The organism is Streptococcus sp. HMSC074B11, assembly GCF_001808705.1.
GTDB lineage: Bacteria > Bacillota > Bacilli > Lactobacillales > Streptococcaceae > Streptococcus.
This window is the reverse complement of record NZ_KV794223.1, coordinates 1-14,303: the sequence shown is the minus strand read 5'-3', so window position 1 is coordinate 14,303 and position 14,303 is coordinate 1. Positions and strand designations below refer to the sequence as shown.

The following is a 14,303-nucleotide window of genomic DNA, read 5'->3' as shown; positions in this document are numbered from 1 at the left end:
ATGAAAAAAGAAAATATTCCTAATATGCTTACGCTTGGTAGAATTTTATTTATTCCGATTTTTATTCTCCTTCTATCAGTTGGACCATCTCCAGTGTTACATAAAATAGCAGCAGTTATTTTTGCTATTGCCAGTATCACTGATTATCTAGATGGTTATTTAGCTAGAAAATGGCAAGTGGTTAGTAATTTCGGAAAGTTTGCAGATCCAATGGCTGATAAATTATTGGTCATGTCAGCCTTTATCATGTTGGTCGGTCTAAAGATGGCACCAGCTTGGGTGGTAGCAGTTATTATTTGCCGTGAACTTGCAGTCACTGGTTTGCGCTTGCTCTTAGTTGAAACAGGGGGTACCGTTCTAGCTGCTGCTATGCCTGGAAAAATCAAGACATTTAGTCAGATGTTTGCGATAATATTCTTGCTACTTCACTGGAATGTGCTTGGTCAGATAACTCTTTATATTGCCTTGTTCTTCACAGTTTATTCTGGTTATGATTATTTCAAGGGAAGCGCATATTTGTTTAAAGGAACCTTTCGTTAGATATGGAATCGATTATTGAGATAAAAGACCTGTCTTTTCGATATCAGACAGATCAAGAACATTATGATGTTCATAACATTACGTTTCACGTGAAACGTGGAGAATGGTTGTCAATCGTTGGTCATAATGGTAGTGGAAAATCAACGACAGTTCGATTGATTGATGGTTTGCTCGAGGCCGAATCTGGAGAAATTTGGATAGACGGTGATTGCCTAACTCCAGAAAATGTCTGGGAAAAAAGACGTAAGATTGGTATGGTCTTTCAAAATCCTGATAACCAATTCGTAGGAGCAACTGTTGAAGACGACGTTGCTTTTGGACTGGAAAATCAAGGAATCCCACTTGAAGAAATGAAGAAACGCGTTTCTGAAGCTTTATCATTAGTTGGGATGGCTGAATTTGCTAAAAAGGAACCAGCTCGCTTGTCAGGAGGTCAGAAACAGAGGGTAGCTATTGCAGGTGTTGTTGCTCTGCGTCCAGATATTTTAATCTTGGATGAGGCTACAAGTATGTTGGACCCTGAGGGACGATTAGAGTTGATTAAGATAGTCCAGAAGATTCGCAAAGACCATCAGATGACAGTCATCTCCATTACACATGATTTGGACGAGGTGGCCATGAGTGATCGAGTTTTGGTGATGAAAAAAGGAGAAATCGAGTCAACTAGCACTCCTAGAGAGTTATTTTCTAGATCAGATTTAGATCAAATTGGCTTAGATCAACCCTTTGTCAACCAATTAAAACAATCACTGCGTGATAATGGCTTAAAATTACCAGAGCACTACCTGACCGAGGAGGAGCTCGAGGAGGCTTTATGGGAATTATTCTAGACAATGTTAGTTATACTTATCAGGAAGGAACGCCCTTTGCCTCAGCTGCCTTGTCAGATGTCAGTTTGACCATAGAAGATGGTTCCTATACTGCTATTATTGGGCATACAGGAAGTGGGAAATCCACAATTTTGCAGCTTTTAAATGGTTTGCTAGTTCCCACAGAGGGAAGTGTTCGTGTCTTTGATACATTGATTACATCAACATCTGTTAATAAGCAAATTCGTCAAATTCGTAAACAAGTTGGGTTGGTGTTTCAGTTTGCAGAGAATCAAATTTTTGAGGAAACTGTCCTAAAAGATGTGGCTTTTGGCCCTCAAAATTTTGGAGTTTCTGTAGAAGAGGCAGAAGCTATTGCGCGTGAAAAACTAGCTTTAGTAGGAATCGATGAATCACTCTTTGAACGAAGTCCATTTGAACTCTCAGGTGGACAAATGAGACGGGTTGCTATTGCTGGAATTTTGGCAATGGAGCCAAGAATTTTGGTCTTAGATGAGCCAACAGCTGGTTTGGACCCAATTGGTCGAAAAGAGTTGATGACCTTGTTTAAAAAGCTTCATCAAGATGGCATAACAATTGTTTTAGTAACTCACCTTATGGATGATGTGGCCGAATTTGCTGACCAAGTTTATGTGATGGAAAAAGGGAAACTAGTTAAGGGTGGGAAACCAAGTCTGGTCTTTCAAAATGTCGAATTTATGGAAAAAATCCAATTGGGTGTTCCTAAAATCACACGATTTGCTCAAAGGCTAGTTGACAGAGGAATTTCTTTCGAACAATTGCCGATAACGATAGAGGAGTTTAAGGAGTTTATCAATGGATAATATGATTTTAGGTCGATACATACCAGGAAATTCGATTATTCATCGTCTAGATCCTCGTAGTAAGTTAGTAGCAATGATTTTATTGATCATCATCGCTTTTTGGGCCAATAATCCAATTACAAATCTCATACTCTTCATTGCAACAGGCATATTTGTCGTTTTATCAGAAGTTCCCTTATCCTTTTTCATAAAAGGTTTGCGGTCCATGTTTTTTCTGATTGCTTTTACAACCCTTTTTCAACTGTTCTTTATCTCTGGTGGTCACGTCTTGTTCGAGATGGGATTTATAAAAATCACAAGCTATGGTATTGAGCAGGCTGGAATCATTTTTTGCCGCTTTGTGTTGATTATCTTTTTCTCAACCTTGCTTACCTTGACGACTATGCCACTAAGTTTGGCAACAGCAGTTGAATCCTTGCTTGGACCTTTAAAAAGATTTAAAGTTCCAGTTCATGAGATTGGGCTCATGTTGTCTATGAGTTTGCGATTTGTACCAACCTTGATGGATGATACGATTCGAATTATGAACGCTCAAAAGGCGCGTGGTGTTGATTTTGGAGAAGGAAATGTAATCCAAAAAGTTAAGGCTATGATTCCTATTTTGATTCCTTTATTCGCTACGAGTTTGAAACGAGCGGATTCTCTTGCTACAGCCATGGAGGCTAGAGGATATCAAGGCGGGAACGGACGCAGTCAGTACCGGCAGTTGAATTGGATGAATAAAGATAGTGTGGCCTTACTTCTTGTATGTGTGTTGGGTTTGATTCTATTTTTGTTGAAATCCTAAAGTGAAGTATAGAATGAGATAGGGTAGAGGTATGAATAGTTTTAAAAAATCAAAATATATCATTGTTCTATTTGTCGTTATACTAGTAGTTTCTGTTTTTTTAGTGACAACACAATCAAGTGCAGTTGTAACAAAAGCTGGAGATGGAATTTCATTAGTCGATAGAATAGTGCAAAAGCCTTTTCAATGGCTTTCTTCCGTAAAATCTGATTTAGGTCGTTTGACCAGAACCTATAACGAGAATGAAACTCTCAAAAAAGAACTCTATCAGATGAAGAAGGAAATGAATGAAGCAGACAGTCTGAAGGAAGAAAATGAGCAACTACGTCAGTTATTGGATATGAAATCAAAATTGAATGCAACCAAGTTAATTGCTTCTGACGTCATCATGAGAACTCCTGCAACCTGGAAACAAGAGTTGACAATTGATGCAGGTTCTCAACAAGGCGTGACAAGCAATATGCTTGTTATAGCTGGTGGGGGACTGATTGGAAGCGTGGGAAAGGTTGAAGATAACTCTACTGTGGTCAACTTATTGACCAACGCGGAAAATACGGAGAAAATATCCGTTAAAATCCAACACGGTTCTACTAGTATATATGGCATTATCATTGGGTACGACAAAGAAAAAGACTTGCTTAAAATAAGCCAGTTAAATAGTAGTAGTGATATCAGTCAAGGAGACAAGGTAGTAACAGGAGGTCTGGGTAACTTTAAAACAACAGATATTCCCGTAGGAGAGGTTGTATCAGTTACCCATAGTAGTGATTATCTAACAAGAGAAGTTATGGTCAAACTCAATGCTGATCCAATGAACCTAAAAGTCGTAGAATTAGTGGGGAATCCATCATGAGACTGTTGAAGCAGATAGGGATGTTTTTACTCTTGCCTATAGTTGTCTTAATAGACAGTCATTTAGGGCAATTTGTAAATAGTTTTTTTCCACATTTTCAAATTGTGAGCCACTTTATCTTCATCTTCTTGTTGTTTGAAACTATTGAAGTATCGGAGTATCTATTTTTAGTTTATTGTTTATTTATTGGTCTTATATACGATATTTATTTTTTCCATTTAGTAGGGATTGCCAGTCTTCTTTTCGTTATTATTGGTGCAATCGTTTATAAAAATAATGCGCTCATTTTATCAAATAGATGGACTAGACTATTAGCTATTTTAATGATGACTTTCTCTTTTGAATTTGGCAGTTTTCTTCTAGCGCAAATGATTGGCTTAACTGCTGAAAGTATAACAGTTTTTATCGTTTATGGTCTAGTTCCATCAATGATATTAAACTGTCTATGGATGTTAATTTTTCAGTTTATTTTTGAAAAAATATATCTATAAGAAAGAAACAAAACTGTAATAAAGGCGTAATATTTATTAGGCCTTTTTTTGATATACTAGTATTGTCGTAAAAGAAGGAGTATTCACACTTATGAAGAAAAAAATCCTAGCATCACTTTTGTTAAGTACAGTATTGGTCTCACAAGGAGCTGTTCTTTCAAGTGTTAAAGCAAATACAACAGATGAAAAGATTGCTGCTCAAGATAGTAAAATTAGTAACTTGACAGCTCAACAGAAAGAAGCTCAAAAACAAGTAGACGAAATTCAAACTAAAGTTTCAGCTATTCAATCAGAGCAAGAAAAATTACAATCTGAAAACGAAAAACTTCAAGAAGAATCTAAAAAACTTGAAGGTGAAATCGCAGAGCTTTCAAAAAATATCGTAGCACGTAATGAATCACTTGAAAACCAAGCTCGTAGTGCACAAACGAACGGAACTGCTACAAGTTATATCAATACGATTATTAACTCTGACTCAATTACAGAAGCTATTTCTCGTGTAGCAGCTATGAGTGAAATCGTATCAGCAAACAATAAAATGTTGCAGCAACAAAAAGAAGATAAGAAAGCTATTTCTGAAAAACAAGTTGCAAACAACGAAGCAATCAATACAGTCATTGCTAACCAACAAACGCTTGCTGACGATGCTCAAGCTTTGACAACAAAACAAGCAGAATTGAAAGTAGCTGAGTTAAATCTTGCAGCTGAAAAAGCTACAGCAGAAAATGAAAAAGCTAGCTTGTTGGAGAAAAAAGCAGCAGCGGAGGCAGAAGCCAAAGCAGCAGCGGAGGCAGAAGCAGCTTATAAAGCTAAACAAGCAAGTCAACAACAAACAGTTGCTGCTTCAGCAAATACAACCTTTGCTGCACAAGTACAAGCAACTTCAAGTTCTTCATCATCTTCATCATCAGATGATGACTCAAGTTACACACCTGCACCAACTCCTGTAAGCCAACGTCCTACATATAGTACAAACGCTTCAAGTTATCCAGTAGGTCAATGTACATGGGGAGCAAAAACTTTAGCACCATGGGCTGGCGATTACTGGGGAAATGGTGGTCAATGGGCTGCAAGTGCAGCGGCTGCAGGTTTCCGTACAGGTTCTACACCACAAGTTGGAGCAATTGCTTCATGGGATGATGGAGGATACGGACATGTAGCAGTTGTTACAGCAGTTGAATCATCAACTCGTATTCAAGTTTCTGAATGTAACTATGATGGTAGTGGAACTCAACCAATCGGAAATTATCGTGGATGGTTTAATCCTACAGCATCACGTGGTACAGTAAGATACATTTATCCAAACTAACATATTAATTATTACTAAATTTAGGGTGAGGTTTTATGAATCTCACCCTTTGTATAGTATTAATAAAAAATTTTCATCAGAATGTTTTTGTCATTATGGAATTAAAGATGGGATGAAAATTATCGGATATGTAGCTAGGATAAGTATGTTTATCTAACGAAATAATATGTTTTTAAGAGAGTTGGTACTAGAATTATGTTTACTTATAAAATGAATGTTGATGTTCAAGAATGGGATTTATTTTTAGAAAATCATCCTCAGGGGAATTTATTGCAGAGTAGTGATTGGGCCAAGATAAAGGATACTTGGGGGAATGAGAGAGTTGGATTTTATAAAGAGAATCAACTAGTTGGAGTAGCGAACATCTTAATTCAGCCTCTTCCATTAGGATTTTCCATGTTCTATATTCCAAGAGGCCCAGTTATTAATTATGAAGATAAAGAACTTCTGAAATTTGTGATTTTAACATTGAAAAAAATTGCTAAAAAAAGCAATGCAATAATGGTTAAATTTGATCCAAGCCTTTTTATCAGTCGAAGTCTGATCGACCAAAAAACTATTCAAAATTCTAAAACTTTTGAAATTGTTGAGGAATTGCAAAAAAATAAAGTTCATTGGACAGGATTGACAAAGGATATGGCAGAAAACATACAACCTCGTTTTCAAGCTAATATTCATAAAGAAAACTTCTCGCTGGATCAACTGTCCAAGTCTACTCGACAAGCAATCCGAACTGCAAGAAATAAAGGATTGGAAGTGAAATTCGGTGGAATTGATTTATTAGATGAATTTTCATTTTTAATGAAGAAAACAGAGTCTCGTAAGAATATCAGTTTACGAGGAAAAGATTATTATCAGAAGTTATTGACTACTTATCCTGATCATTCCTTTATCACACTGAGCTATTTAGATTTACCTAATAGACTGAAAGAAGTTGAGCAGCAACTAGAAAAAAATCTAAAAATAGCGCAGAAATTCACTGATAAAACGAAAGAAGGCAAAGTAAAAGAGAATCAGCAAGAGAGAAAACGATTAGAAGAAGAAATTGCTTTTCTTAAGAGCTGTATTGATAGAGGGGATAGTGTTGTTCCATTGTCTGGAACTTTGACCATCGAATTTGGGAAAACATCTGAAAACTTATATGCTGGAATGAATGAAGAATTTAGACACTATCAACCTGCTATTCCAACATGGTTTGAGACTGCTCAACATTCATTTGAACGCGGGGCAGAGACTCATAATATGGGTGGAATTGAAAACAACTTAGAGGGTGGGTTATTTAATTTTAAATCTAAGTTTAATCCTACTATCGAGGAATTTGCAGGTGAGTTTAATTACCCAACTAGCTCATTGTATTTCTTGTTTAATATAGCCTATAAAATCCGTAAGAAACTTCGAAGTAGCAAGTAGAAAGTCAAAGACTTATTGGCAAGTTTAATCTTTAGTAATTGTTTTTTTGATAACATAGAGTATGAAGATATGATACTTGCTATAAAAAAATATAAAGTAGATTCTTTCATATCAAAACATTTAAGTTATCAACTCGAAATATTTTGTATTTATCTGAGTCTCAACATAAGCGGTTATTGCACATTTAGCAGTAACCAATTTATGTTGGGATGTTTTTTATTTAAAGTTGATAAATTTTTTTAAAATTTCAGTTGGGAAGTTACGTTATGAAGGAAAAACTAGCACAATTACTTGAAAAAAAGGTTCAACTATGATATAATGTAACTTGTCGTGTAAACGATAATACTCATTCTTGATGAATTGTGAAGCTGTTGCCTTCGGGTCGTTTTGCAAGCTGAAATCAAGAAGAGGAAAAAAACAAAAAGGAGAAATACTCATGGCAGTAATTTCAATGAAACAACTTCTTGAGGCTGGTGTGCACTTTGGCCACCAAACTCGTCGCTGGAACCCTAAGATGGCTAAGTACATCTTCACTGAGCGTAACGGAATCCACGTTATCGACTTGCAACAAACTGTAAAATACGCTGACCAAGCATACGACTTCATGCGTGATGCTGCAGCTAACGATGCAGTTGTATTGTTTGTTGGTACTAAGAAACAAGCAGCTGACGCAGTTGCTGAAGAAGCAGTACGTTCAGGTCAATACTTCATCAACCACCGTTGGTTGGGTGGAACTCTTACAAACTGGGGAACAATCCAAAAACGTATCGCTCGTTTGAAAGAAATCAAACGTATGGAAGAAGATGGAACTTTTGAAGTTCTTCCTAAGAAAGAAGTTGCACTTCTTAACAAACAACGTGCACGTCTTGAAAAATTCTTGGGTGGTATCGAAGATATGCCTCGTATCCCAGATGTAATGTACGTAGTTGACCCACATAAAGAGCAAATCGCTGTTAAAGAAGCTAAAAAATTGGGAATCCCAGTTGTAGCGATGGTTGACACAAACACTGATCCAGACGATATCGATGTAATCATCCCAGCTAACGATGACGCTATCCGCGCAGTTAAGTTGATTACAGCTAAATTGGCAGACGCTATCATTGAAGGTCGCCAAGGTGAAGATGCTGTTGCAGCAGTTGAAGCAGAATTTGCAGCTTCAGAAGCTCAAGTAGACTCAATCGAAGAAATCGTTGAAGTTGTTGTAGAAGGCGACAACGCTTAATTCATAATAAATAGTAATTACCTAGGAGGGCGGGGCTTAGCCCGGCTCTCCTATTTTTAAAAAATATAGGAGAATCAAAATGGCAGAAATTACAGCTAAACTTGTTAAAGAGTTGCGTGAAAAATCTGGTGCTGGTGTTATGGACGCTAAAAAAGCATTGGTTGAAGTGGAAGGCGATATCGAAAAAGCGATTGAATTGCTTCGCGAAAAAGGTATGGCAAAAGCAGCTAAGAAAGCTGACCGTGTTGCTGCAGAAGGTTTGACTGGTGTTTATGTTGACGGTAACGTTGCAGCAGTAGTTGAAGTAAATGCTGAAACTGACTTTGTTGCGAAAAACGCTCAATTTGTTGAGTTGGTAAACGCAACAGCTAAAGCAATCGCTGAAGGAAAACCAGCTAACAACGAAGAAGCTCTTGCTTTGACAATGCCTTCAGGTGAAACTCTGGAAGCAGCTTATGTGTCTGCAACAGCAACTATCGGAGAAAAAATCTCATTCCGTCGCTTTGCTTTGATTGAAAAAACAGATGCACAACACTTCGGAGCATACCAACACAACGGTGGACGTATCGGTGTTATCTCTGTAATCGAAGGTGGAGACGAAGCACTTGCTAAACAAATCTCAATGCATATTGCTGCTATGAAACCAACAGTTCTTTCATACAAAGAATTGGATGAGCAATTTGTTAAAGATGAGTTGGCACAATTGAACCACGTTATCGACCAAGATAATGAAAGCCGTGCTATGGTTGGTAAACCAGCTCTTCCACACTTGGCATACGGATCTAAAGCTCAATTGACTGATGAAGTAATCGCTCAAGCTGAAGAAGCTATCAAAGCTGAATTGGCTGCAGAAGGTAAACCAGAAAAAATCTGGGATAAAATCATCCCAGGTAAAATGGATCGCTTCATGCTTGACAACACTAAAGTTGACCAAGCTTACACACTTCTTGCACAAGTTTACATTATGGATGACAGCAAGACAGTTGAAGCTTACCTTGAATCAGTTAACGCTTCAGTAGTTGAGTTCGCTCGCTTTGAAGTTGGTGAAGGTATCGAAAAAGCTGCAAACGACTTTGAAGCAGAAGTTGCAGCTACAATGGCAGCAGCATTGAATAACTAATAAAAAAGTAAGGAAGCAAATCAGCTTCCTTTTCTTTTGTTGGAGGGGAACTCAGAGGAATCCCTTTGAAGGTAAACAAAAAGCCCCATACTCAGGGCTTAGTGTATTTAGGAGACTATACTTCAAACTCATAGAGCGCTGTAGATAGGTAACGCTCACCGTTATCTGGTGCGAGAGCAAGGACTTTTTTGCCTGCTCCAAGTTTTTTAGCAACTTCAATTGCTGCATAGATAGCTGCAGCAGAAGAAATACCTACCAAGAAGCCTTCTTTTCCGCCAATCTCACGACCAAGTGCGAGAGCATTGTCTGAGGTTACGCGAACGATACCATCATAAGCTTCTGTATCAAGTGTTTCTGGGATGAATCCAGCAGAGATACCTTGAATTTTGTGAGGACCTGGTTTTTCACCTGACAAGATAGCTGACTCGTCTGCCTCAACAGCAAAAACTTGAATGTTTGAGTTAGCAGTTTTAAGAGCATGAGAAACACCAGAAATAGTTCCTCCAGTACCAACACCAGCAACAAAGGCGTCTAAACCATCAGCTCCGAAATCAGCTAGAATTTCAGCTCCTGTTGTTCTTTCGTGAACCTCTGGGTTAGCTTGGTTATTAAACTGTAATGGTAGGAAACCATCACGCTCAGCAGCAATTTCCTGCGCTTTTGCAATTGCACCTTTCATTCCTTCGCTACCAGGAGTGAGGACTAGTTCAGCTCCATAAGCTTGGATAATTTTACGACGTTCCACGCTCATTGTTTCAGGCATAACGATGACAACTTTGTAACCTTTAGCGGCACCAACCCATGAGAGACCAATACCAGTGTTCCCACTAGTTGCTTCTACAATGGTAGAACCAGGTTTGAGTTTACCCTCTTGTTCTGCTTTTTCAATCATGCTTAGGGCGATACGGTCCTTAACTGACGATCCTGGGTTAAAAGCTTCAAGTTTTACATAAACATCTGCTGCACCTTCTGGTACAATGTTATTTAATTTAACAATCGGTGTTCTACCGATGAGTTCTGTGATATTGTTATAAATTGCCATATTAGCACCTCTTTATATAAGATGCTACTAGTATAACGCTAAATTTAACCTTTGTAAAATATAGAAATCCTATCGGAGTGATAGGATTTTTTTATATCAGTGATTCAAACCGTTAATATTTAAACGATTGTGATAAGCTAATTCAAATAGATAAGTATAAAGAGGTACGATATCTGTTTTCTTTGGAAATTCAAATTTGTGAGAATTAAAAAGTTCATTGTAAGATTTTAAAAAGGCATTTTCTAAATAAGTAATCGTAATCTCGCTATCATCAATCCCAAGTCCAGCAGTTTCCATCTCAACATTAACGATGTTCATGAGGAAAATTGATTTGATAGACATCTTCCGTCCGGTTGCCCCTTGTTTATCTGTAAAGATGATTCGGATATTTGTAAAGATAATTGAGTCACGAATGAGTTTATATCCGCTTTGAATTTCTTCATTTTCTAATAAATATTGTCCAAACTCCTTGGTAAGAGCTTCTTTACTTTGCTCACTGAAGTTTCCAGCGAGTCCCTGAATTAATCTTCCAAAAGCCATATGATATTTCCTTTCTTTACGATAGGTTTACAGGTACTTCAACTTCACGTAAACCTTTGTCAGTTAGAGTAACTTTTCCATTGAAAAATTCAATGAGATCAGCCTTGATACCGTCTTTCTTTTCTTTATCAATGAAAATCATAGTGTCAACTTGATCTGTAAAGTTTGTCTCTAATTCTATGAGATTATGCTCTTTAAGAAAATTCCCATATTCTTGATACTGGGCATAGGTCATGTGAATCTGTATCCCTGCCTGCTCTTTGATTTCAATAATGCCAATTTCTTTAACTGCTAGGGCAACACTACCAGCATAAGCGCGTATCAAACCACCAGCCCCTAGTTTAATACCACCAAAATAACGAGTAACTACTACACAGACATTAGTAAGGTTGTGATTCTCCAAAACTCCTAGCATAGGAATACCAGCAGTTCCACTAGGTTCTCCGTCATCACTGGTTCGCTTGATTTCACTACGTTCACCGACAATAAAGGCAGAGCAGTTGTGGGTTGCTTTATAGTGTTCTTTTTTGATAGCTGTGATAAAATCACGAGCCTCTTCTTCACTATAGACACGCTTGGCATGACAGATAAAGCGTGATTTTTTAATTTCTTCTTGGACTTGACCGTCCTCTTTTATAGTTCTATATTCCATATTTTTATTGTACTAAAAAATAGCGTAAAGTTCTACATTTTACGAATAAAGAAATATGAAAGTCAATCCAAATTACCTCGGTCGCCTTTTTACGGAACAAGAATTAAGTCTTGAGGAGAGACAAAGAGCAAAACAAATTCCATCCATAAAAAAAGAGAAGGGCCAACAATATTGTCAGCGTTGTGGTAGTCAGATAAAAGAAGAATGGCATTTGCCTGTTGGTGCTTTTTATTGTCGAGAATGCTTGATTATGAAGCGAATAAGAAGTGATCAAAAACTCTATTACTTTCCGCAAGAATGTTTTCCCAAGCAAGATGTACTCAAATGGTCAGGTCAACTGACTCCATTTCAAGAGCGGGTATCACAAGGACTCCTTCAGGCGGTAGATAAGAAGGAGGCCACCTTGGTACATGCAGTGACAGGAGCTGGTAAGACAGAGATGATCTACCAAGTTGTCGCTAAGGTGATAAATCAGGGTGGAGCTGTTTGTCTGGCCAGTCCACGAATTGATGTTTGCCTAGAGCTCCATAAACGATTACAAAATGATTTTGCATGTGAGATTGCACTACTACATGGGGAGTCGGATCCCTATTTTCGTACACCTCTAGTTGTAGCAACCACTCACCAACTATTAAAATTTTATCAAGCTTTTGATTTATTGATTGTGGACGAAGTGGATGCCTTTCCTTATGTTGATAATCCAGTGCTTTACCATGCTGTCAACAATTGTGTAAAGGAAAATGGATTGAGAATATTTTTAACAGCAACGTCAACAGATGAGTTAGACAGAAAAGTTAAACAAGGGGAGTTAAAGCGTCTCAGTTTGCCACGTCGCTTTCATGGAAATCCTCTCATTGTTCCCAAGCCAATCTGGTTATCGCATTTTAATAGATATTTAGAAAAAAATGGCTTACCTCCAAAATTAAAACTTTACATTGAGAAACAGAGAAAGACGGCATATCCCTTACTAATCTTCACATCTGAAATAAAAAAGGGAGAAAGGCTAAAAGAAATTTTGCAGGAGAAATTTCCAAATGAGAAAATAGGCTTTGTATCCTCAATCACGGAAGACCGATTAGAGCAGGTACAAGCCTTTCGAGATGGAGAGTTGACGATATTAGTAAGCACAACTATATTAGAGCGTGGAGTTACCTTCCCTCGTGTAGATGTTTTTGTGGTGGAAGCCAATCATCAACTCTTTACCAAGTCAAGTTTAGTACAAATTGGTGGGCGAGTTGGAAGAAGCATGGATCGTCCTACTGGAGAACTTATATTTTTCCATGACGGACTCAATCAGTCTATTAAGAGAGCCATAAAGGAGATTAAACAAATGAATCAGGAGGCAGGAGTATGAAGTGTTTATTGTGTGCTAAAAGCTTGCAAACAGAGATAAGCTTTACTAACCTGCTCTGTTTTAAAAATGAGGAGGAACTAGTATGTGAATCCTGTCTTTCGTCTTTTGAGAGTATAGGTGATGATCATTGCCCAAGTTGTTTTAAAAAAGGAATGTCAATTATTTGTCAAGATTGTCAATTTTGGTGTAAACAAGGTGTAAAGGTTGATCATGTAGCTCTTTATTCCTATAATCAGGCCATGAAAGAGTATTTTAGTCGCTATAAATTTGATGGTGATTATCTTCTTAGAAAGGTATTTTCTGATATATTACAAAAAGAGTTAAAGAAGTATAAGGACTATCAGATTGTGATTGTTCCTCTGAGTGGCCAGCGTTTTAAAAGCAGAGGCTTTAATCAAGTTGAGGGTTTGATAAAGGATACTGGGTTATCATATCTGGATATTTTGATTAAAAACGAAGTTGAAGCTAGCTCTTCAAAAAATCGAGCAGATCGTTTACTTACAGTATTTCCCTTTTTGTTGAAAGATGGAGTGAAGCTTCCAGAAAATATCTTACTATTTGATGATATCTATACAACTGGAACTACCTTGAATCGTCTTAAAAGTATGCTATTAGAGGCTGGTTGTCAGAATATTAAAACTTTTTCCCTCGCAAGATGAGGAAAAAGTTTGCAAAAAAAATATGAAAGCGTTATAATATAATTAGAAAAACAAATATGTTTAGAAAGAAGGTACTTATATGATTAAATATAGTATCCGTGGTGAAAACCTAGAAGTAACAGAAGCAATTCGTGATTATGTAGTTTCTAAACTCGAAAAGATCGAAAAATACTTCCAAGCAGACCAAGAATTGGATGCGCGAGTTAACTTGAAAGTCTACCGTGAAAAGACTGCTAAAGTAGAAGTAACCATTCCGCTTGGATCTATTACTCTTCGTGCAGAAGATATTTCTCAAGATATGTACGGTTCTATTGATTTGGTGACAGATAAGATTGAGCGTCAGATTCGTAAAAACAAAACTAAAATTGAACGTAAGAACAGAACTAAAGTATCTACAAGTCAACTCTTTACAGATGCTTTAGTTGAGGACTTAGATGTAGCACAACCAAAAGTTGTTCGTTCAAAACAAATTGATTTGAAACCAATGGATTTGGAAGAAGCTATCTTACAGATGGATTTATTGGGACATGACTTCTTTATCTATGTAGATGTTGAAGATGAAACAACAAATGTTATTTATCGTCGTGAAGACGGAGATATTGGTCTTCTAGAAGTTAAATAATCTTAAAAATTAGTCTGTAAAAGTGGTTTACACTAGTGTAAACCACTT

At 37.3% G+C, this 14,303-nt stretch carries 16 protein-coding genes; 13 read left to right on the top strand and 3 right to left on the bottom strand.

Annotated features, from left to right (window positions below; all coding sequences use genetic code 11):
• The 10 genes from pgsA to tsf all read left to right on the top strand — a co-directional run bounded on the left by pgsA (position 1) and on the right by tsf (position 9,386).
• The gene (pgsA, locus tag HMPREF2619_RS00630; protein WP_049530373.1) at positions 1–540 is read left to right on the top strand and encodes a CDP-diacylglycerol--glycerol-3-phosphate 3-phosphatidyltransferase; all 540 of its coding nucleotides are present in this window, start codon (positions 1–3) and stop codon (positions 538–540) included.
• Positions 541–542: 2 nt separating this feature from the next.
• Positions 543–1,370, top strand: a complete 828-nt coding sequence (locus HMPREF2619_RS00625; protein ID WP_070458192.1) for an energy-coupling factor ABC transporter ATP-binding protein — start codon at positions 543–545, stop codon at positions 1,368–1,370.
• On the top strand, positions 1,355–2,194 hold the full coding sequence (locus HMPREF2619_RS00620; RefSeq protein WP_070458186.1) for an energy-coupling factor transporter ATPase: 840 nt from the start codon (positions 1,355–1,357) through the stop codon (positions 2,192–2,194). Before HMPREF2619_RS00625 ends, HMPREF2619_RS00620 begins: the two co-directional genes overlap by 16 nt.
• Complete coding sequence (locus HMPREF2619_RS00615; protein WP_070458182.1) at positions 2,187–2,981, top strand: energy-coupling factor transporter transmembrane component T family protein; 795 nt, start codon at positions 2,187–2,189, stop codon at positions 2,979–2,981. Before HMPREF2619_RS00620 ends, HMPREF2619_RS00615 begins: the two co-directional genes overlap by 8 nt.
• 31 nt (positions 2,982–3,012) lie before the next feature.
• Positions 3,013–3,834 (top strand): rod shape-determining protein MreC, encoded by an 822-nt coding sequence (gene mreC / locus HMPREF2619_RS00610; protein ID WP_070458179.1) that lies wholly within the window; start codon positions 3,013–3,015, stop codon positions 3,832–3,834.
• Complete coding sequence (gene mreD, locus HMPREF2619_RS00605; protein WP_070458176.1) at positions 3,831–4,325, top strand: rod shape-determining protein MreD; 495 nt, start codon at positions 3,831–3,833, stop codon at positions 4,323–4,325. Before mreC ends, mreD begins: the two co-directional genes overlap by 4 nt.
• Positions 4,326–4,416: 91 nt before the next feature.
• Positions 4,417–5,634, top strand: coding sequence for a peptidoglycan hydrolase PcsB (pcsB, locus tag HMPREF2619_RS00600; RefSeq protein WP_049503298.1), 1,218 nt, complete (start codon positions 4,417–4,419; stop codon positions 5,632–5,634).
• 195 nt (positions 5,635–5,829) lie between these two features.
• Complete coding sequence (locus HMPREF2619_RS00595; protein WP_070458175.1) at positions 5,830–7,044, top strand: aminoacyltransferase; 1,215 nt, start codon at positions 5,830–5,832, stop codon at positions 7,042–7,044.
• Between the two features lie 436 nt (positions 7,045–7,480).
• Positions 7,481–8,266, top strand: coding sequence for a 30S ribosomal protein S2 (rpsB, locus tag HMPREF2619_RS00590; RefSeq protein ID WP_070458171.1), 786 nt, complete (start codon positions 7,481–7,483; stop codon positions 8,264–8,266).
• Positions 8,267–8,345: 79 nt separating this feature from the next.
• Positions 8,346–9,386 carry a translation elongation factor Ts gene (gene tsf, locus HMPREF2619_RS00585; RefSeq protein ID WP_000808093.1) on the top strand — a complete coding sequence of 347 codons (1,041 nt, stop codon included), beginning with the start codon at positions 8,346–8,348 and terminating at the stop codon, positions 9,384–9,386.
• A gap of 115 nt (positions 9,387–9,501) precedes the next feature.
• Here tsf and cysK read toward each other — a convergent pair whose 3' ends face one another.
• The 3 genes from cysK to HMPREF2619_RS00570 form a co-directional block, all read right to left on the bottom strand.
• The gene (cysK, locus tag HMPREF2619_RS00580; protein ID WP_070458168.1) at positions 9,502–10,428 is read right to left on the bottom strand and encodes a cysteine synthase A; all 927 of its coding nucleotides are present in this window, start codon (positions 10,426–10,428) and stop codon (positions 9,502–9,504) included.
• 96 nt (positions 10,429–10,524) lie between these two features.
• Positions 10,525–10,968: a PH domain-containing protein gene (locus HMPREF2619_RS00575; RefSeq protein WP_070458165.1), complete on the bottom strand. Its 444-nt coding sequence runs from the start codon at positions 10,966–10,968 to the stop codon at positions 10,525–10,527.
• 16 nt (positions 10,969–10,984) lie between these two features.
• Positions 10,985–11,620 (bottom strand): YigZ family protein, encoded by a 636-nt coding sequence (locus tag HMPREF2619_RS00570; RefSeq protein WP_070458162.1) that lies wholly within the window; start codon positions 11,618–11,620, stop codon positions 10,985–10,987.
• A 55-nt stretch (positions 11,621–11,675) separates the two neighbouring features.
• On the opposite strand from HMPREF2619_RS00570, the gene HMPREF2619_RS00565 reads away from it, so the two are divergent.
• The 3 genes from HMPREF2619_RS00565 to hpf all read left to right on the top strand — a co-directional run bounded on the left by HMPREF2619_RS00565 (position 11,676) and on the right by hpf (position 14,255).
• Positions 11,676–12,974: an ATP-dependent helicase ComFA gene (locus HMPREF2619_RS00565; protein ID WP_070458159.1), complete on the top strand. Its 1,299-nt coding sequence runs from the start codon at positions 11,676–11,678 to the stop codon at positions 12,972–12,974.
• The gene (locus HMPREF2619_RS00560; RefSeq protein WP_070458156.1) at positions 12,971–13,633 is read left to right on the top strand and encodes a ComF family protein; all 663 of its coding nucleotides are present in this window, start codon (positions 12,971–12,973) and stop codon (positions 13,631–13,633) included. Before HMPREF2619_RS00565 ends, HMPREF2619_RS00560 begins: the two co-directional genes overlap by 4 nt.
• A gap of 79 nt (positions 13,634–13,712) precedes the next feature.
• Positions 13,713–14,255 (top strand): ribosome hibernation-promoting factor, HPF/YfiA family, encoded by a 543-nt coding sequence (gene hpf, locus HMPREF2619_RS00555; protein WP_070458152.1) that lies wholly within the window; start codon positions 13,713–13,715, stop codon positions 14,253–14,255.
• The last annotated feature ends 48 nt before the right edge of the window (positions 14,256–14,303 follow it).